This window comes from Oceanisphaera psychrotolerans, assembly GCF_001870485.1.
GTDB lineage: Bacteria > Pseudomonadota > Gammaproteobacteria > Enterobacterales > Aeromonadaceae > Oceanimonas > Oceanimonas psychrotolerans.
The window spans coordinates 274,930-292,717 of sequence record NZ_MDKE01000011.1; the positions used below are offsets into that span (position 1 = coordinate 274,930).

A 17,788-nucleotide genomic window follows, 5' to 3' on the forward strand; every position below is an offset into this window, starting at 1 on the left:
CGTGTATTCAGTGTTTGGGGTGGAAGCGACATTAAGCGTCGCCCTGCTGCCGACTGGTCCAATGGCTTAGTCAAAGCTTTATCGGCAAGGTAATGATGAAGAGGCAGGAAGAAGTGGAAATATCAAAAGGTTGAAGTGCACCAAGTGCTTACCCTCTGGAGCCGCCAAAGGCATGGTGTCTTACACCAAACTCCTTGGAGTGCTCCTTGCACATGTAGCTGGCCGCCTGAAAGAGAGGGCCGATATCTTCACCAGCCTTCCAATGAAATGTACCTGCGACGTTCACCAGGCCTCTCGAATCATACTCTTCTATATCGAGAGCACTTGCCCATGCCGAGCTTAGCTTGCTGTAAAGATTTCCCTCTGGGCTGCTCATGTCCCCCAGCGTAAAGTAAGCATCCCGGTTGAAGAGTAAGAGCAAGTGGTAATGCGGGTAGCCATCCCCTCCAAGCTCTCTGGCCCAGATGTATCTCAGGCCAGGCTCATGCACTCGGCGATCTTGACGCAGGGCGCTTTGATAAGCATGATTCAATTTGGCTCTTAGAGAACAAATGAACCTGTTTATCACGGAGCTTGAATACCACTCAGCGTTTACAAAACGTGGAAGCCTCAAGTCCAGACGTATGGCAAACACTCGGTTGTGGTATGTGAGATGAGTGTTAATTACCTGATGTGTTTTATCAAGGTACTCTGTGATACAAGGTCCTTTGCCAGTTAGTACTGGCATGCCATTATACTCCTCACCATGCCATCTACTTAAGTTAGTATTCAGTTCAACTCTTACGTTATTCATAATCATCCTTACTAAATCAATTAAGTTAATTTATTCAATATTACTATACCGACAAGATCGCCATCTGAAACAAAGAGAAGTAAGCACTACAAAACAAAAAAGCACTGATAAAAAGCGATATCAACAGCAAGATTATAACTCTCCAAAAAAATCAACACAGCAGGGAAATATTTAGCAATTAAAACCTTTAACCGTTCCTCTTGGCTAAACGTTCTAGCATCCAATCTTCCACCTCACTTTCAAGCCAGCCTGTAGCCTTACCTCCAAGGGGAATACCTTTAGGAAAAAAGCCATCAGCAATCTGACGGTAGATAGTAGAACGGGAAAGACCTGTTTTATCGATAACGTCTTTAAGCCTTAAAAATCTCATGACCAGCTCCTTGAATATGGTTCATGAGATATGCCGCAGAAGTACTTTTTTACACTCTGAAGTCATCCAGACGACTAGCAAGCAATTTACTTACCCCTTCATCAACTTTAAAAATCTCAATTTTTCCATTATCTTTCTTTCCATTATCAAGAAAGCCACCACTTGGATAAACCTTCACGCTATACTTTTTGGAAGGTAGCAACATGTGATCTTGATTAAAGAACTGAACAGAAAAATCCCTCAGCGCATGATCGCTTCCGTTTTTCCCTATCATAAAAAAGCAAAAGCCCGGCTCGCTCTCTCTAAGAATGTCAAGTGCTCGGTTCATTCTAGACGCCAACATCAAGGATGCTCGACAAATGAACAATGCCATCTTGAAACGCAATTGATGTGAGTCAGATCTGAGCCCGGTGAAAACAGACTCTTCGAAACGAAAACCAGCTTCCCCCCCCATGAACCTGTAAGCAATGAAGGAGCACACATCCAACTCATAAGACTTTACATTGCGACACCTATCCGATAGAAAATCGCTTATTGGGAAAGAATTTCTATCAGCAAGAAAAGGTTTCTTTTCATAAATCAGGTGAGAAGCACATACCAACACTGCCCAGCGCAGATAATTCACACACTGTTCACTTATAAAAGAGTGGAGTTCTTTTACATAAAAGTGAACCCCAAAGAACACAACCCTGTTCAGGTCAATTTTAAGCCACTCCGAAGATTTAGCTTTAGCCAAGCTGTAGATTGAATCTATAACAGAAACTTCATTAAGATCCGGTTTAGGAACTCTTATATCCTTATACTCAACAGAGCCATACCTCAAAGAACATGCTCCAAACACAGCATGAGGCAACCATAAAGAAAATTCACTTTTCACCTTACCAAATACAGAAGAACCATTAAACCCAGGCATGTAACCACAAAGAATAGAGCTATCAAGTAAACTTTTAATCTGGCCTCTTAAGCGCTGCTCCGTCATGCCTGTCAGCTTGCGCAACTCAGCATTTGACACACCGGTCACCATGCCCAGAGTATCAGCGTGAGCTAGCATCACAGCCAAAAGGTATCTGCTGGCGCGACTAAAACCTCCCCGCTTCACACGTTCAGGATTATCTCCATACTCAGGAAAAAGCACTGCATCTATCTGCTCATGTAAAGGTGGAAGAGGTGACTCTGCCGGTGATTTTGTTTTTTTATAGTCCTGAACACTGTTGATAAATTGATGAGAAATCTTACCAGAAGAGTCTTTTACCTGAGTAATCAGGCCTATCTTATTTAGGTAATCCATACCTTTTCTCACGGCTCTGTCATCAGAGTCGCACTCCTGCACCAAGCTCTTCACGGTGCCGGAGAATGAGAACGATGCCCCATGTCTCACAAACAACCTGATAATGAAAAGCCTGACTTCTGGGGGTAGATCCCAGCCCTTCCCCAGTCCTGCATCGCTCAACTCTGGAGCAAATTGTACCAGCTCATCGAAGCCATTTTTTAGCAAGTGATAGTGAGGCATAATGTGTACCATAGACTAATAAAGGACAAACAATACCTATAAAAAGACCTCATTACCACAGTCGCTTGTAGTAACGTTTACATTAACGTCTGTAGCAACGCTTACATAAACGTTGACTTGTTCTGCTTTCAAGCCGCACAATGCCTCCCATACTCACAGCCCCCAGAGAAATCTCATGAGTGACGACAAGCCAAGACTGATAATGAAGTGGATTCATAACGCGACGCATGAGCAGATTTCTCACGCCACCAACTACATGCAGAGAAAGGGGTTTGAACTACCCCAAGCATCAGCCTCTCCACAATCATTGATTAATTTATTCATAAACGAACCAGCCCAAAGTAAACCTTACCCATTAGAAAAATGGGTAACATTCCAGCAGATGACAGCACATTGCCGCCAAAAGAAACATAAACTTAACTCGGGCAAAGTTCAGCTATCGGCATCGATAAGAAGAGAGCATAAGGAAAAACTAGAGAACATAGCGAAAGAGATGAATACATCTCAGAGTGAGATGTTAGAGCTTCTTATTGAAAATGCTGAAAAAATAAAGTCAAAACAAAAACAAGGAAGAAAGGGAGCAGAAAAAAGCCACCATTCACCAGTAGGTGACATACCTACCATGCCAAAAACCGTTATAAAGAGTGCTTTTCAAGATATATTAGAAGACAAGCACTCCGACATTCTCCCCCCTATATCGGGAGACTACAAAGGTTTAATATAACACAAAAAGCCAATCAAAAGTCAGATTGGCTAACCCTAAAGTGCAACATCAAGTAAAACCTCAGTCACACATAAGAAAAATATAGTAAAGTAAAGCTTACTTACAACTTACACGACCAATTCATCAAGATAATCAGCCCAAACCTGCAACCAATGACGACTTTCCTTTTCATAGCGATGAAGGTCATAAGTACCTTCAATGCCTGAGCGGGAGTGACCAAGTATAGCTTCTGCAACTTCATTAGGACATTGCAATCGAGCCAGAGAGGTTCTTACAGTCCTTCTCAAGTCATGCGGAGTCCAACGAGGAAAATCCAACATAATACCTCTTTTCCTCATTACCCAGGTTTGCTCTGTTAACTTCTTTTGCTGTACGGGCAACCCTGTGCGTTGGGAAGGAAACAAATACATTGACTTACCCAATGATGGAAGCTCTTTCAATAACGATATAGCTTGCCGTGGAAGCTGAACATGGCGCTCAACATCGGTTTTTGTTTCTCTTAAGTGTAAGGTTTTATTCTTAAATTCGACATCACCCCACTCTGCTGCACACAACTCTCCACTACGGCAGCCAGTATACAACGTTAGCTTTATTATGCTTTTCTGAGCAGGAGTAAATGCTGAGCCTGGAAGCCAGGCTAATAGCTGAATCAGTTCTTTATCTGACAGAATACGCTTTCCTGGCTGATGGGTTAACTTCACTTTTGCTTGTCTTAAGCTCGCCTTAGCCAAGAGAGCCGGGTTTGCAAAATCATTTGGCAAGCGGCCTATGCCTATTGCAAACTCATAGGCGGCAGAAAGTTCACGTAATACATTCCCTGCTTGCACATTAGCACCACGCCTGGTTATTTTCAAAACAAGGTCAACTACATCCTGCCGTGATATTTCAGAAGCAGGCCGGTTACCCAACTCGGGAACAGCATCACCATAAAGTGTTCTGCGTGTCTCACTCTGCCCTTTGGGCTTACGGGCTCCGGGCAAAATTTTTCCACTCGGATATTTTTTATCTTCAATGTGCTCAGTCAGATAAAGTTCAATCAAGTCCTGTACAGTGAGCTGCACCTCAACTCTATTAATACTCTTTTCCAGCTCCATCGCTTCCTGCTTGGCTCGTTTTATTTGAGCTGCAGGACATATTCCCTGGCGTCGTTGAAGCTTACACTCCTGAAGGATGGTCCGGGCTTGAGCAAGTGAGACATCTGGATAATTACCAATTTTTGCTTGGGCCAGCTTCTTTGTCTCGGGGCTATTATACCGATAGAAAAAAGTTTTCAGTCCAGTCCGGCCGCAGGTGACTCTAAGCCCTCTGTACTCCCCCACATCGGCAAGATCCGCAGCTCCAGGCTTCAGCGCTTCGATTGTTCTTGTGGTAAGAGGTTTGCTAATCTTCTCTGCTTTCATGGCTAGGCTCCCGGCGTTTAAATGCGCTAGCAGCAGGATGCAGTCTGCTCGTCGCGTCGCTTTTCTGGCTATCAAAGGTGTATGCCTGAGATCCTACACTACAACCTACACTAAAACCTACACAAATGCGTAGGCTTCAGTGAGATTCATTGGGACAACATGGAACAGTCAGAGAAATTAGGTAACAACAAAAACCCTTTAAATACAGCAACTAGCGGCATCTAAAATCATGAAAAGAGAAGATATTCCACAACAACACACACCCATGATGCAGCAATATCTCGCCCTCAAGGCGCAACATCCGGACATTCTGCTGTTCTATCGCATGGGTGATTTTTATGAGCTGTTCTTTGATGATGCCAGGAAGGCCTCACGCCTGCTGGATATTTCCCTGACCAAGCGCGGAAAATCGGGGGGCAACGCCATACCCATGGCGGGCGTGCCTCACCATGCGGCCGAAAACTATCTGGCCCGGCTGGTACAGATGGGCGAGTCGGTGGCCATCTGCGAGCAGATTGGCGACCCGGCCACCAGCAAGGGACCGGTGGAGCGGCAGGTAGTTCGCATCGTGACGCCCGGCACCCTGTCCGACGAAGCCCTGCTGGTGGAGCGGCAGGACAACTATCTGGCGGCGGTGTATCACGACGGTCAGCAGTTCGGTTACGGCATCATCGATGTCAGCACCGGTCATTTCGTGCTCAACCAGTTCGATACCGAAGAGGCGCTGACCGCCGAGCTGCAACGCACCCAGCCCGCCGAGCTGCTGTATCCGGAAGGTTTTCACTACTATGCACTGATAGAGCAACGCAAGGGCCTGCGCCGCCGGCCCGAATGGGAGTTCGATCTGGACACCGCCCGCCACCTGCTGTGCCAGCAATTCGGCACCCGGGATCTGGTGGGCTTCGGCGTCGAACAGTCCACTACCGCGCTCTGTGCCGCCGGCTGCCTGCTGCAGTACGTCAAGGATACCCAGCGTACCGCCCTGCCCCATATCAACCGTATTCGCCTGGAGCGCAGTCAGGACATGGTGGTGATGGATGCCGCCACCCGGCGCAACCTGGAGCTGACCCTGAACCTGTCCGGCACCATGGAAAACACCCTGGCCGAGGTGCTGGACAACACCGCCACCGCCATGGGCAGTCGTCTGCTCAAGCGCTGGATCCACCAGCCCAGTCGCGATCTTGCAGAACTCAACCGGCGCCAGGATATCATCGCCCTGCTGATGGAGCAGGGCCGCCATGAAGCGCTGCACCAGCCCCTGCGCCAGGTCGGGGATATGGAACGGGTGCTGGCACGGCTGGCATTGCGCTCGGCCCGCCCCCGGGATCTGAGTCGGTTGCGCGCCGCATTGCAGGCCCTGCCCGACATCAGGCAACACCTGAATGAAGCCGATGCGCCCGCTCTGCATACACTGTCCGAGCGCATAGGCCTTTATCCCGATCTGGCCGAACTGCTGGAGCAGGCGGTGGTCGATACCCCGCCGGTGCTGATCCGCGACGGCGGCGTCATTCGCGAAGGCTTCAGCCCCGAGCTGGACGAGCTGCGTGAACTGGCCGCCGGCGCTCACCGCTATCTGGAAGAACTGGAAGCTCGGGAAAAGGCCGCCACCGGCATTTCCACCCTCAAGGTGGCCTACAATCGGGTGCACGGCTTCTATATCGAAGTCGGCCGGGCCAGCGCCCATCTGGTGCCGGTACATTATGTGCGCCGCCAGACCCTGAAAAACAACGAGCGCTACATCATCCCCGAGCTGAAAGAGTACGAAGACAAGGTGCTCAACGCTCAGAGCAAGGGCCTGGCACTGGAAAAGAAACTGTACGAGGCACTGCTGGATCGGCTGCTGGAACAGTTGCAGCCACTGCAGCACAGTGCCATCGCCTTGGCACAGCTGGATGTATTCGCCAACCTGGCCGAGCGTGCCGAAAGCCTGCACTACTGCCGCCCCGAGCTGACCGATGACGAGGTGATCGACATCGAGGAAGGTCGTCATCCGGTGGTCGAGCAGGTGATGACGGATCCCTTTATCGCCAACCCCCTGTTGCTGTCCGGACAGCGCCGGATGCTGGTGATCACCGGGCCGAACATGGGGGGTAAATCCACCTACATGCGGCAGACGGCGCTGATCGTGCTGATGGCCTATATCGGTGCCTTCGTACCGGCCCAGCGCGCCCGCATCGGCAAGGTGGACCGTATCTTCACCCGTATCGGTGCCTCGGACGATCTGGCCTCGGGCCGCTCCACCTTCATGGTGGAAATGACCGAAACCGCCAATATCCTCAACAATGCCAGCCGTCACAGCCTGGTGTTGATGGATGAAATCGGCCGGGGTACCAGTACCTACGACGGCCTGGCCCTGGCCTGGTCCTGCGCCGATGCGCTGGCCAACCGGCTGCATGCCTATACCCTGTTCGCCACCCATTACTTCGAGCTGACCGAGCTGGCGGGCCTGTGGCCCGAGGTGGCCAACGTGCACCTGGATGCGGTGGAGCACGAAGACACCATCGCCTTCATGCATGCGGTGCAGGAAGGGGCGGCAAGCCGCTCTTACGGCTTGCAGGTGGCCGCCCTGGCCGGGGTGCCAAAGCCGGTGCTGGCACTGGCCCGGCAGAAACTGGCCGAGCTGGAAAGCGGGCATCAGCCACCGGCAAAAGAAGTGAAAAAGACCAACCCCCGCTCGCGGGATAATCAGGCCCTGCAGCCCTCGCTGCCGCTGTTCGAAGCCGAGCCGGATCCGTCGCTGCTGCTACTCGATGAAGTGAACCCGGACGACCTCAGCCCGCGCCAGGCGCTGGAGCTGTTGTATCAACTGAAACAGAGCCGTCAAACCGGGCGTTAAGCGGAGCAGGGTAAACCCGCCTCTTGCGTGCGGTCCCCTTATAGCGGGGGAATACTGGCAACCGGGAACAAAACAGCCCGACAGAAGTCGGGCTGTTTTTTATTTTTTGCCTACGGCTTACCGCCGTACTTCCGCACTCAGTCGCTGTGGAACAGGGTGTCTATCGACAGGCCCTGCTGGGTCAGAACCTCCTTCAGCCGGCGCAGGGATTCGACCTGGATCTGCCGTACTCGCTCTCGGGTCAGACCGATTTCCCGGCCTACATCTTCCAGCGTCGACGCCTCGTAGCCGAGCAGACCAAAACGACGGGCCAGTACTTCCCGCTGCTTGGGATTGAGCTCTTCCAGCCAGCGTACCAGGCTGACGCGCATATCGTCGTCCTGGGTTTCGGTTTCCGGATCCGTATCGTTCTCGTCGGTGATCACATCGAGCAGGGCCTTGTCGCCGTCGCCGCCGATGGGAGTGTCCACCGAGCTGATTTTTTCATTCAGCTTGAGCATACGGGAAACGTCTTCCACCGGCTTGTCGAGGGCGGCGGCAATCTCTTCCGCCGTCGGCTCGTGATCGAGGCTATGGGCCAGCTCCCGGGCGGTTCGCAGATACACATTGAGTTCCTTGACCACATGGATGGGCAGACGGATGGTGCGGGTCTGGTTCATGATGGCCCGCTCTATGGTCTGGCGGATCCACCAGGTGGCATAGGTCGAGAAACGAAAGCCCCGCTCGGGATCGAACTTCTCAACCGCACGGATCAGACCGAGGTTACCCTCTTCAATCAAATCCAGCAGCGCCAGTCCTCTGTTGTTGTAACGGCGGGATATCTTGACCACCAGCCGCAGGTTGGACTCAATCATCCGCTTGCGGGCGACCAGATCACCACGCAGGGCGCGGCGGGAATAGAGCACTTCTTCCTCTGCGGTCAGCAGAGGCGAAAAGCCGATTTCTCCCAGATAAAGCTGGGTCACATCCAGCGTGCGCTGGTTTGGTACATTAAGGATTTCTTCTTCCTGAATACTTTCCTTTTCGTCACTACCGGTCATCACATCCTGTTCAGTACCGATATCCTGCTCCACGTCATCGCCGTGGGTTGTTTTTTTACTATGGCTCATGGCAGTTCTCCCTTAATCCGGGTACTACCTGTTTCCCGGAACCTATCGCTTGGGCAGATATTTCATTGGGTTCACCGACGACCCCTGATACCGGATTTCGAAATGTAACCGAACATCAGTAGTATCACTGCTCCCCATATCCGCTATATGCTGACCCGAACTCACCGATTGTTGCTCCTTGACCCGGAGCACTTCGTTGTGAGCATAGGCAGACAAGTAATCATCGTTGTGTTTGATGATAATAAGATTACCGTAACCACGTAGCGCATTCCCTGCGTAGACTACCTTGCCGGCCGCCGCCGCCTTGACGGCCTGCCCCCGGCTCCCTCTGATATCAATCCCTTTGTTACCGGTTTCGGCCAGCGAAAACCCCGATATGACCGGGCCTGCGGTGGGCCAACGCCAGACAATGGTCGCATTGACAGAGGTGTTTTTTTGTACGCCAGAACCAGCGTATGCTTTTCCTTTGGCGGGTGCAAGAGGCTTTGATACTTTTGCCGGGGTCGGCGTGGCAGTGACACGGGTCACCTGCTCTGGCGTCTTGCCCGGTGCCGGTCGGGAAGCGGGCGAGGTGTTGCCATGACTTTCGTCCGCGCCGGAACGCAACGTCAAGGACTGCCCCACATAGATACGATAAGGAGGTTTGAGCCCGTTCAGGGTCGCCAGATCGGCCACCGAATGACCGGTGTTGCGCGCGATGATACTGAGGGTGTCGCCACGACGTACCCGGTATTGCGCCCGGGCGGCGCCGGGAACGTCCAGTCGCAGGGTCTGGCCGGGATAAATGGCGTAAGGCGGTTGAATACCATTGTGCCGCGCAAGGTGGGCACATCGGTACCGGCCTGCCAGGCGATGGAATAAAGGGTATCGCCCTTCACCACCACATAACGGCGGCCATCGGCCTGAAAATGGCCGCTGGCATGTACCCCGACCACCGGCGCCGGGCGAGAGGCGGAGCAGGCTGTCAACAGGGTGATCAACAACAGGTTGACACCCCCCAGCCAGAAAAAGCCGCCCCGCCGCTGCATCAGTGTCTCAGCAACAGATAGGCCACCACCACCGCCGCCAGACACAGCCAGCCGAGGATATCGATGTACTGAATCAGCTTGCGCTCCATCCTGACACCGCCCCAGACCATCATGCCCGACACCAGAAAAAAGCGCAGGCCGCGGCCCACCAGAGATATCAGCAGAAAAGGCAGAAACGCCATCTGCAGCAAGCCGGCGGTGACCGTAAACACCTTGTAGGGAATCGGCGTAAAGCTGGCAATGAAGATGACCCATATGCCCCATTGATCAAACCACTGCCGGGCGATGTCCATTTTGCCTTCATAACCCATGGTGGTGATAAAGGGCTGCACCACCGGCTCCCACAGCGCATAGCCCAGCAGGTAGCCGAAGGCCGCGCCCAGCACCGAGAACAAGGTGGCCAGGGCGGCATAACGCCAGGCCCGTTCCGGTCGGGCCAGCGCCATGGGCGCCAGCATCACGTCCACCGGCACCGGCCAGAAAATGGACTCCACAAAACTGGTCATCGACAGATACACCGGCGCATGTCGATGCACAGCCCACATCATGACCCGCCGATACAACCGAGAAAAGATCTTCACTCAAGCTCACCCTTCACCAAAGGTACAAAACGCACCGACTCCAGTTCGGTGCGAGAAAATTGATCACCATGCCGTTGATAGAGCCACAGTGACTGCTGACTCTGTCCTACCGGGATCACCATGCGCCCGCCATCCGCTAACTGTGACAGCAGTGCCTGCGGAGTTTCCTGTGCCGCCGCCGTCACCAGAATGGCGTCGAAAGGAGCCTTGCTGGCCCAGCCCTGCCAGCCATCGCCGTGCTTGGTAGACACGTTGTGCAAGTCCAGCCGCTGCAACCGGCGCCGGGCCTGATACTGCAACGACTTGATCCGTTCGATGGTAAAGACCTGCTCGACCAGTTGCGCCAGTACCGCCGTCTGAAAACCCGAGCCGGTACCGATTTCCAGCACCCGGCTGGGCTGCCGAGCCAGCACCACTTCCGTCATCCGCGCCACGATATAGGGCTGAGAGATGGTCTGGCCAAAACCGATGGGCAGGGCGCTGTTTTCCCAGGCCTTGTGCGCCATGGCCTCATCGACGAACTGGGTTCTCGGCAGACCGGCGATGGCCTGCAATACCCGCTCGTCCCGAATTCCCTGTTGTTTCAGCAAACGATAAAGTTGCTGTCCTGCTAACGTGAGCACCCGTCACTCCACTTCTTTAATCCAGCTGGCCAGCGCCGCCATCTGGGCATAAGCCGTCATATCGATGGTCAGTGGGGTAATGGATACATAGCCCCGCTCCACCGCGTCAAAGTCGGTGCCTTCACCCGCATCCTGAATGGCGCCGGGAGGCCCAATCCAGTAAATGGGGCGACCACGGGGATCATACTCTTTCAGTACCGCCTCACTGCGATGCCGATTACCCAGACGAGTCACTTTGATACCCTTAATCTCCGCCAGAGGCAAGTCGGGCACATTCACATTCAGGATCTGATTGGCCGACAACGGCGCCCGTAATAATCCCTGTACCAACAGGCAGGCATAGTGGGCCGCGCTTTCGAAATATCGATCGCCACACAGCGATACCGCCAGCGAGGGCAAACCCAGATGGCGACCTTCGGTGGCCGCCGCGACCGTGCCGGAATAAAGCACATCGTCACCCAAGTTGGCGCCATGATTGATGCCGGCCACCACCATATCCGGATCCGGATCCAGCAGGCTGTTCACCGCCCAGTGCACACAGTCGGTTGGGGTGCCCTTGACCGAATAAAAACCGCTGTCATCCAGCTTGTCGGCCCGCAACGGTACTTCCAGCGTCAGAGAATGACTGGCTCCGCTGCGATTACGATCCGGCGCCACCGTCACCACCTCGGCAAATTCTGCCAACGCCCGGCTCAAGGTGCGAATGCCCTGGGCATTCACACCGTCATCATTACTCACCAGTATCTTCATCGCTTCCATTATCCTTGATTAATTCCCGTACCAGACTGGTGGCGTAGCTGCCAGCCGGCAGCCAGAACGACAGCCTCAGGCTGTCGCCTTCTCTGCTCCAACTCATCTGCTCGGGCTTGAGCAGCAAGGGTCGCCGTTCCTGTTTCAGGCCGTTGGCTTCGAGCCCCGCACACAAGTCTTCCTGTCCGGCGATCGCCGCCTGTTCCAGCTCGCCGGGTTGACCACGGCTCGCCAGCCGGCCCCGGCCCCACAGCGGGGCGCTCAAACGCACATCGCCTTCGTCAAAACGGGCCTGCATGGTCTCATCCAGCGGATTGTCTTCGCCCAGGGTAAAGAAAGACTGGGTGCCGGACAGCATCACACAGTCGCCGTCCAGCAACTGCTCACCCAGACCGGCGGCCAGTCGATGGCTGGCCGCCAGATTGAACAGATAACTGCGGGCGGACGACAGATACAGCGAGCGCTTGTTGCGATCCTTGACCCGGCGGCCGTTGAACATGGCTCTGGCCTGATTCAGGTTGCCGAACTCCCGGCCAAAACGCTGATCGCCGTAGTAATTGGGTACACCGCGTTCGGCGATGGCGGTCAGCCGGGATTCCAGATCTCCCTGCCCCTCCAGCTCGGTGACTCTGAGCTCGAACCAGTTACCCTTGAGGGCACCGGTTTTCAGTTTTTTATGGTGGCGGGCAATGGCCAGGATCTGCACATCGTCATTTTCGAGGCTGGAAAAGTCGGGCATCTCCTTGCCTGGCAGATGCACTCCAAACCACTGTTCGGTCACCGCATGCCGGTCCTTGAGTCCGGCCCAGGTCACATCCCGCTGCGCCACTCCCGCCAGCCGCGCCAGCTCGCGCGCCACCCACTGGGTATTCTGGCCACGCTTGCGGATATGCAGCAGGATATGCTCACCCTCGCCACCGGGACCAAAGCCCAGGTCTTCGCGCACGATAAAATCTTCCGGTGCCGCCTTCAGGCGGCCACTGTATTCGGGCTGTCCGTGCAGATAATGCCAGTTGTTGTTCATGCTTTTACCAGTAGCACCACGGCTTCTGCCGCTATGCCTTCCTTGCGGCCCACAAAACCGAGCTGCTCGGTGGTGGTGGCCTTGACGTTGACGAGGGTGGGATCTGCCTGCAGATCGGCGGCGATATTGGCCACCATGTCCCCGATGAAAGGCGCCAGCCTGGGCGCTTGGGCCAGCACGGTGATGTCCGCGTTGCCCAAGGTAAAACCGGCCTGTCTGACGCGCTCGAACACGTCGCGCAACAGGATACGGCTGTCGATGCCGGCATAGGCCGCATCGGTATCCGGAAAATGGCGACCGATATCGCCGGCGCCGATGGCGCCGAGCAGGGCGTCACTCAGGGCGTGCAGCACCACATCACCGTCGGAGTGGGCCAGCAACCCCTGTGTATAGGGCACCGCTACCCCGGCCAGGATACAGGGCCCCTGACCACCAAACTTGTGCACGTCGAAACCGTGTCCGATTCGCATCATATCTTGCTCTCATTCATCTGCTGCAGAAAAAAACCCGCCAGGCCAAGGTCTTCCGGGCGGGTTATCTTGATATTGTCGGCACGCCCTTCCACCAGCCGGGGATGAAAACCGGCCCATTCCATGGCCGAAGCCTCGTCGGTAATGACGCAACCGGCCGCCAGGGCATCGCTCAACACCTGCCGCAAGGGGACGGTGGCAAAGCATTGTGGCGTCAGCGCATGCCAGAGTTCGTCCCGGGACACACTGGTGCTGATGGCTCCCTCACCGTCGCCCCGCTTCATGGTGTCACGTACCCGACAAGCGAGCACGGCGCCCTGAGGCTGCTGCCCCGCCGCCAGCACCGCATCGAGATCGAGCCGATGCAGGCAGGGCCGGGCCGCATCGTGTACCAGCACCCAGTCGGTCTCGACATGAGCCAGCGCATTGAGCACCGAATCGGCCCGTTCACGCCCGCCGGTCACTCGCAATATCCGAGGGTGGCGGGCAATAGCCAGCTGTTCAAACCAGGGGTCCTGCTCGGCGGTGGCCACGATAATGCGGCCGATGGCCGGGTGATCCAGCAGCCGGGCCAGGGTCTGTTCGAGCACGGTACGACCGCCCAGCGACAGGTATTGTTTGGGGATGTCGGCCGCCATGCGGCTGCCGATCCCGGCCGCGGGCACCACGGCGGTAAAAGACAGGTCAGAAATCATGGTGATGATGGTTCTTCCGCCAGCAGCAAGCGGTAAAAGGTCTCTCCGGGTTTGATCATGCCGAGGTCGTTGCGAGCCAGTTCTTCCACCGCCGCCAGGCCCTTGTTGAGATCTTCGATTTCCCGGTACAACAAAGCGTTACGCGTGACCAGTTGTTCATTATCGGTCATCTGGCGGGCAACATTGGCCTTGGCTTCGTTATATTCGGCCAAGCCGTTCTTGCCCCACCACAAGTGGTATTGCAGGGCGCCTAACAGGGCGAGCAGTATCAGCGTCAGGGTGCGCATCAATCCTCCAAAGGTAGCGCGCTAGTTTCCCATATTCGGGAGCCGAACAAAAGAAACCCCGCACGGGGCGGGGCTTCTGTTTCATTCAAGTCAGGTCGGCGGATTAAGCCTGGCCTTTCACCTCGGACAGACCGCGGTACGGAGCCTTGGCACCCAGCTCTTCCTCAATGCGGATCAGCTGGTTGTACTTGGCAACCCGATCGGAGCGGCTCATGGAGCCGGTCTTGATCTGGCCGGCGCAGGTGCCTACCGCCAGATCGGCGATGGTGGCATCTTCGGTTTCACCGGAACGGTGAGAAATCACCGCAGTGTAACCGGCGTCCTTGGCCATCTTGATGGCGTTCAGGGTTTCGGTCAGGGAACCGATCTGGTTGAACTTGATCAGGATGCTGTTGGCAATACCCTTGTCGATACCTTCTTTCAGGATCCTGGTGTTGGTGACGAACAGGTCATCACCCACCAGCTGGATCTTGTCACCCAGGATCTTGGTCTGGTAAGCAAAACCGTCCCAGTCGGACTCGTCCAGTCCGTCCTCGATAGACACGATCGGATACTGCTTGGTCAGCTCTTCCAGGTAATGGCTGAATTCCTGGGAAGAGAAGACCTTGCCTTCGCCTTTCAGGTTGTAGTTACCCGCTTCCTTGTCGAAGAACTCGGAGGCGGCGCAGTCCATGGCCAGCGTCACGTCTTTACCCAGCACGTAACCGGCCTGCTCTACCGCTTCCTTGATCGCAGCCAGGGCGGCAGCGTTGGACTCCAGATCCGGCGCGAAGCCACCTTCGTCGCCCACGGCGGTGCTCAGGCCCTTGGCCTTCAGTACCTTGGCCAGGTTGTGGAACACCTCGGCACCGATACGCAGGGCTTCCTTGATGTTTTTGGCGCCGACCGGCTGGATCATGAATTCCTGAATGTCGACGTTGTTATCGGCGTGCTCACCGCCATTGATGATGTTCATCATCGGCAGCGGCATGGAGTACTGACCGGGGGTGCCGTTCAGTTCGGCGATCCAGGCGTACAGAGGCAAGCCTTTGGCGGCGGCGGCAGCTTGGCAGTAGCCAGAGACACGGCCAGGATGGCGTTGGCGCCCAGGGTCGCCTTGTTGTCGGTGCCGTCCAGGTCAATCATGATCTGGTCGATTTCGGCCTGTTGGGTTGCATCCTTGCCTATCAGAGCGGCGGCGATCTGGTCGTTGATGTTGGCAACGGCAGTCTGCACGCCCTTGCCCAGAAAGCGGGACTTGTCGCCGTCACGCAGTTCCAGCGCTTCGCGGGAACCGGTAGAAGCACCAGAGGGTGCCGCGGCGCGGCCCATGAAACCGCCTTCCAGGAACACATCGGCTTCTACGGTAGGGTTACCACGAGAGTCGATGATTTCACGACCGATCACTTTAACGATCTTAGCCATTCTCTAACTTCCTCTTAGTTGAAAGGTAAAAACGAGATAAAGCACTAAAAATACGGCCAAGCCCTGCAGGCTCAGCCGTGGTGTCAGATTACTCCAGCTCGCCCTGCTGGTATTGTCCCGCCGCCTTCACGAAACCGGCGAACAGGCCGTGGCCATCGCGCGGGGTAGAGGTGAATTCCGGATGGAACTGGGCTGCCACAAACCAGGGGTGATCCGGGTTTTCGATGATCTCCACCAGTTTCTTGTCGGCGGAGCGACCGGTCACTTTCAGGCCGGCTGCTTCCATTTTGGGCAACAGGCGGTTGTTGACTTCATAGCGGTGGCGGTGACGCTCATAGATGGTATCCGAGCCGTACAGGGCGTGCACCTTGGAGCCTGGCTCCAGATGACACAGCTGGGCGCCCAGGCGCATGGTGCCACCCAGATCGGATCCTTCGTCACGCACTTCCACATTGCCTTCTTCGTCAACCCATTCGGTGATCAGACCCACCACCGGGTAAGGACTCTTGGGATCGAACTCGGACGAGTGGGCGCCTTCCAGGCCCGCCACGTTGCGGGCGTATTCGATCAATGCCACCTGCATACCCAGGCAGATGCCCAGATAAGGCACCCGGTTTTCCCGCGCATAACGGGCGGCCATGATCTTGCCTTCGACGCCGCGTTCACCGAAACCGCCGGGCACCAGAATGGCATCCAGACCTTCGAGCAGCCCCAGTCCTTTGCTTTCCAGATCCTGGGAGTCGATATATTTGATGTTGACGGTCAGCCGGTTTTTCAGGCCACCGTGCTTGAGTGCCTCGTTCACCGACTTGTAGGCATCGGGCAGCTCGATGTATTTACCAACCATGCCGATGGTCACTTCACCCATGGGGTTGGCTTCTTCATAGATAACCTGCTCCCACTCGGACAGATCCGAGGGCGGACACTCCAGACCGAAACGCTTGACCACCAGTTCGTCCAGACCCTGAGAGCGCAGCAGCGCCGGGATCTTGTAGATGGAGTCCACGTCTTTCAGGGAGATAACGGCCTTTTCGGACACGTTGCAGAACAGCGCTATCTTGCTGCGCTCGTTGGCAGGAATGGCCCGGTCGCTGCGGCAGATCAGGATGTCGGGCTGAATGCCGATGGACAGCAGTTCTTTGACCGAATGCTGGGTCGCTTGGTTTTAACCTCGCCGGCCGCCGCCATGTAGGGTACCAGCGTCAGGTGCATGAACAGGGTGTTTTCCCGGCCCACGACCACCGCCAGCTGGCGCAACGCTTCGAGGAACGGCAGCGATTCGATATCACCGACAGTGCCGCCGACTTCCACAATAGCCACCTGATGCCCTTCGGCACCGGCAATCACTCTGTCCTTGATGGCATTGGTGATATGCGGGATCACCTGAATGGTTGCTCCCAGGTAGTCGCCACGTCGTTCCTTGCGCAGCACATCCGCATAAACACGGCCGGAAGTGAAGTTGTTGCGGCGAGTCATCTTGGTACGGATGAAACGCTCGTAATGGCCAAGATCCAGGTCGGTTTCAGCACCGTCATCCGTCACGAAGACTTCACCGTGCTGGGTCGGGCTCATGGTACCCGGATCTACGTTGATGTAAGGATCCAGCTTCATAATGGTCACATTAAGACCACGAGCCTCGAGGATGGCCGCCAGGGAGCCGGCAGCAATGCCTTTACCCAGAGAGGAAACAACCCCACCAGTAACAAAAATATATTTAGTCGTCATGCAGAACCTGAAGAAAGCTAGGGAACGAATGAAATGTGGAATTCAAGACGGGGTAAAAGTATACGCAAGATGGCCGATAACGACAACGAAACAATGTACGGGTGCCGGCCGCGGAGTGATTATTCTTTGCCATTTTTCCCCCTTGTTCCCATGTGAGCGTTCATTCGAACCGGTTGACGACGACAGACTGGACGTCACTATAGCCGCACTTGTTGTTTTATTACAACAAAAAGAAAAGTTGAACCCTGACGCCCAACTGCTTACTCACTCTCCACACCATAACTAAGTCACTAATACAATTAAAGTTATAAGCCAGACAGTGTGAATTTCGGTGTGTGTGACATGGTGCAGCCCGCGCCACACACTTCGTTAACATACTTAACAATGACACGAGATGAGCTCTACTTCAGTGGTGTTAAACTCGACAACCCGCCACCATGGCGCGCCGGTATCGCGCAC

The 17,788-nt window shown here is 55.0% G+C and carries 16 protein-coding genes and 2 pseudogenes; 2 read left to right on the forward strand and 16 right to left on the reverse strand.

The genetic code is table 11. The annotated features are described in order from the left end of the window. Window positions 1-148: 148 nt before the first annotated feature. The 3 genes from BFR47_RS05440 to BFR47_RS05450 all read right to left on the reverse strand — a co-directional run bounded on the left by BFR47_RS05440 (window position 149) and on the right by BFR47_RS05450 (window position 2,673). Window positions 149-793: an inovirus Gp2 family protein gene (locus BFR47_RS05440; protein WP_175514064.1), complete on the reverse strand. Its 645-nt coding sequence runs from the start codon at window positions 791-793 to the stop codon at window positions 149-151. Window positions 794-980: 187 nt separating this feature from the next. Continuing rightward, window positions 981-1,163, reverse strand: a complete 183-nt coding sequence (locus tag BFR47_RS05445; protein WP_071472118.1) for a helix-turn-helix transcriptional regulator — start codon at window positions 1,161-1,163, stop codon at window positions 981-983. A gap of 49 nt (window positions 1,164-1,212) precedes the next feature. After that, on the reverse strand, window positions 1,213-2,673 hold the full coding sequence (locus BFR47_RS05450) for a hypothetical protein (RefSeq protein WP_071472119.1): 1,461 nt from the start codon (window positions 2,671-2,673) through the stop codon (window positions 1,213-1,215). 175 nt (window positions 2,674-2,848) lie between these two features. Here BFR47_RS05450 and BFR47_RS05455 point away from each other — a divergent pair, with 175 nt between their 5' ends. Next, the gene (locus BFR47_RS05455) at window positions 2,849-3,397 is read left to right on the forward strand and encodes a ribbon-helix-helix domain-containing protein (protein WP_071472120.1); all 549 of its coding nucleotides are present in this window, start codon (window positions 2,849-2,851) and stop codon (window positions 3,395-3,397) included. A 107-nt stretch (window positions 3,398-3,504) separates the two neighbouring features. Here BFR47_RS05455 and BFR47_RS05460 read toward each other — a convergent pair whose 3' ends face one another. Next, complete coding sequence (locus tag BFR47_RS05460) at window positions 3,505-4,797, reverse strand: tyrosine-type recombinase/integrase (RefSeq protein ID WP_071472121.1); 1,293 nt, start codon at window positions 4,795-4,797, stop codon at window positions 3,505-3,507. Between the two features lie 229 nt (window positions 4,798-5,026). Here BFR47_RS05460 and mutS point away from each other — a divergent pair, with 229 nt between their 5' ends. After that, window positions 5,027-7,633 carry a DNA mismatch repair protein MutS gene (gene mutS, locus BFR47_RS05465; protein ID WP_071472122.1) on the forward strand — a complete coding sequence of 869 codons (2,607 nt, stop codon included), beginning with the start codon at window positions 5,027-5,029 and terminating at the stop codon, window positions 7,631-7,633. Window positions 7,634-7,770: 137 nt separating this feature from the next. Here mutS and rpoS read toward each other — a convergent pair whose 3' ends face one another. The 12 genes and pseudogenes from rpoS to pyrG form a co-directional block, all read right to left on the reverse strand. After that, complete coding sequence (gene rpoS / locus BFR47_RS05470; protein ID WP_071472123.1) at window positions 7,771-8,742, reverse strand: RNA polymerase sigma factor RpoS; 972 nt, start codon at window positions 8,740-8,742, stop codon at window positions 7,771-7,773. Between the two features lie 42 nt (window positions 8,743-8,784). Then, complete coding sequence (locus BFR47_RS18565) at window positions 8,785-9,417, reverse strand: peptidoglycan DD-metalloendopeptidase family protein (RefSeq protein WP_245748808.1); 633 nt, start codon at window positions 9,415-9,417, stop codon at window positions 8,785-8,787. After that, the gene (locus BFR47_RS19420; RefSeq protein WP_245748809.1) at window positions 9,396-9,770 is read right to left on the reverse strand and encodes a LysM peptidoglycan-binding domain-containing protein; all 375 of its coding nucleotides are present in this window, start codon (window positions 9,768-9,770) and stop codon (window positions 9,396-9,398) included. Before BFR47_RS19420 ends, BFR47_RS18565 begins: the two co-directional genes overlap by 22 nt. Continuing rightward, the gene (locus BFR47_RS05480) at window positions 9,770-10,351 is read right to left on the reverse strand and encodes a YqaA family protein (protein ID WP_071472124.1); all 582 of its coding nucleotides are present in this window, start codon (window positions 10,349-10,351) and stop codon (window positions 9,770-9,772) included. Before BFR47_RS05480 ends, BFR47_RS19420 begins: the two co-directional genes overlap by 1 nt. After that, window positions 10,348-10,974: a protein-L-isoaspartate(D-aspartate) O-methyltransferase gene (locus BFR47_RS17720; protein ID WP_071472125.1), complete on the reverse strand. Its 627-nt coding sequence runs from the start codon at window positions 10,972-10,974 to the stop codon at window positions 10,348-10,350. Before BFR47_RS17720 ends, BFR47_RS05480 begins: the two co-directional genes overlap by 4 nt. A gap of 3 nt (window positions 10,975-10,977) precedes the next feature. Beyond that, complete coding sequence (surE, locus tag BFR47_RS17725) at window positions 10,978-11,724, reverse strand: 5'/3'-nucleotidase SurE (RefSeq protein ID WP_071472126.1); 747 nt, start codon at window positions 11,722-11,724, stop codon at window positions 10,978-10,980. Continuing rightward, entirely contained in the window at window positions 11,705-12,748 is a 1,044-nt protein-coding gene (gene truD / locus BFR47_RS05495) for a tRNA pseudouridine(13) synthase TruD (RefSeq protein WP_071472127.1), read from the reverse strand. Before truD ends, surE begins: the two co-directional genes overlap by 20 nt. Next, the gene (gene ispF, locus BFR47_RS05500; RefSeq protein ID WP_071472128.1) at window positions 12,745-13,221 is read right to left on the reverse strand and encodes a 2-C-methyl-D-erythritol 2,4-cyclodiphosphate synthase; all 477 of its coding nucleotides are present in this window, start codon (window positions 13,219-13,221) and stop codon (window positions 12,745-12,747) included. The genes truD and ispF overlap by 4 nt, the downstream gene beginning before the upstream one ends. Then, on the reverse strand, window positions 13,218-13,910 hold the full coding sequence (gene ispD / locus BFR47_RS05505; protein WP_071472225.1) for a 2-C-methyl-D-erythritol 4-phosphate cytidylyltransferase: 693 nt from the start codon (window positions 13,908-13,910) through the stop codon (window positions 13,218-13,220). Before ispD ends, ispF begins: the two co-directional genes overlap by 4 nt. After that, window positions 13,910-14,200 carry a cell division protein FtsB gene (gene ftsB / locus BFR47_RS05510; RefSeq protein WP_071472129.1) on the reverse strand — a complete coding sequence of 97 codons (291 nt, stop codon included), beginning with the start codon at window positions 14,198-14,200 and terminating at the stop codon, window positions 13,910-13,912. Before ftsB ends, ispD begins: the two co-directional genes overlap by 1 nt. A gap of 103 nt (window positions 14,201-14,303) precedes the next feature. Continuing rightward, window positions 14,304-15,604: pseudogene (gene eno, locus BFR47_RS05515) on the reverse strand (phosphopyruvate hydratase). Window positions 15,605-15,692: 88 nt separating this feature from the next. Beyond that, a pseudogene (gene pyrG / locus BFR47_RS05520) lies at window positions 15,693-17,329 on the reverse strand (glutamine hydrolyzing CTP synthase). Window positions 17,330-17,788: the final 459 nt, after the last annotated feature.

What these genes read in the sequence shown, in the direction of transcription:
- BFR47_RS05440 (WP_175514064.1), bottom strand. Translation starts at nt 793, where the DNA reads ATGAATAACGTAAGAGTTGAACTGAATACTAACTTAAGTAGATGGCAT.
- BFR47_RS05445 (WP_071472118.1), bottom strand. Translation starts at nt 1,163, where the DNA reads ATGAGATTTTTAAGGCTTAAAGACGTTATCGATAAAACAGGTCTTTCC.
- BFR47_RS05450 (WP_071472119.1), bottom strand. Translation starts at nt 2,673, where the DNA reads ATGCCTCACTATCACTTGCTAAAAAATGGCTTCGATGAGCTGGTACAA.
- BFR47_RS05455 (WP_071472120.1), top strand. Translation starts at nt 2,849, where the DNA reads ATGAGTGACGACAAGCCAAGACTGATAATGAAGTGGATTCATAACGCG.
- BFR47_RS05460 (WP_071472121.1), bottom strand. Translation starts at nt 4,797, where the DNA reads ATGAAAGCAGAGAAGATTAGCAAACCTCTTACCACAAGAACAATCGAA.
- mutS (WP_071472122.1), top strand. Translation starts at nt 5,027, where the DNA reads ATGAAAAGAGAAGATATTCCACAACAACACACACCCATGATGCAGCAA.
- rpoS (WP_071472123.1), bottom strand. Translation starts at nt 8,742, where the DNA reads ATGAGCCATAGTAAAAAAACAACCCACGGCGATGACGTGGAGCAGGAT.
- BFR47_RS19420 (WP_245748809.1), bottom strand. Translation starts at nt 9,770, where the DNA reads ATGCAGCGGCGGGGCGGCTTTTTCTGGCTGGGGGGTGTCAACCTGTTG.
- surE (WP_071472126.1), bottom strand. Translation starts at nt 11,724, where the DNA reads ATGAAGATACTGGTGAGTAATGATGACGGTGTGAATGCCCAGGGCATT.
- truD (WP_071472127.1), bottom strand. Translation starts at nt 12,748, where the DNA reads ATGAACAACAACTGGCATTATCTGCACGGACAGCCCGAATACAGTGGC.
- ispF (WP_071472128.1), bottom strand. Translation starts at nt 13,221, where the DNA reads ATGATGCGAATCGGACACGGTTTCGACGTGCACAAGTTTGGTGGTCAG.
- ftsB (WP_071472129.1), bottom strand. Translation starts at nt 14,200, where the DNA reads ATGCGCACCCTGACGCTGATACTGCTCGCCCTGTTAGGCGCCCTGCAA.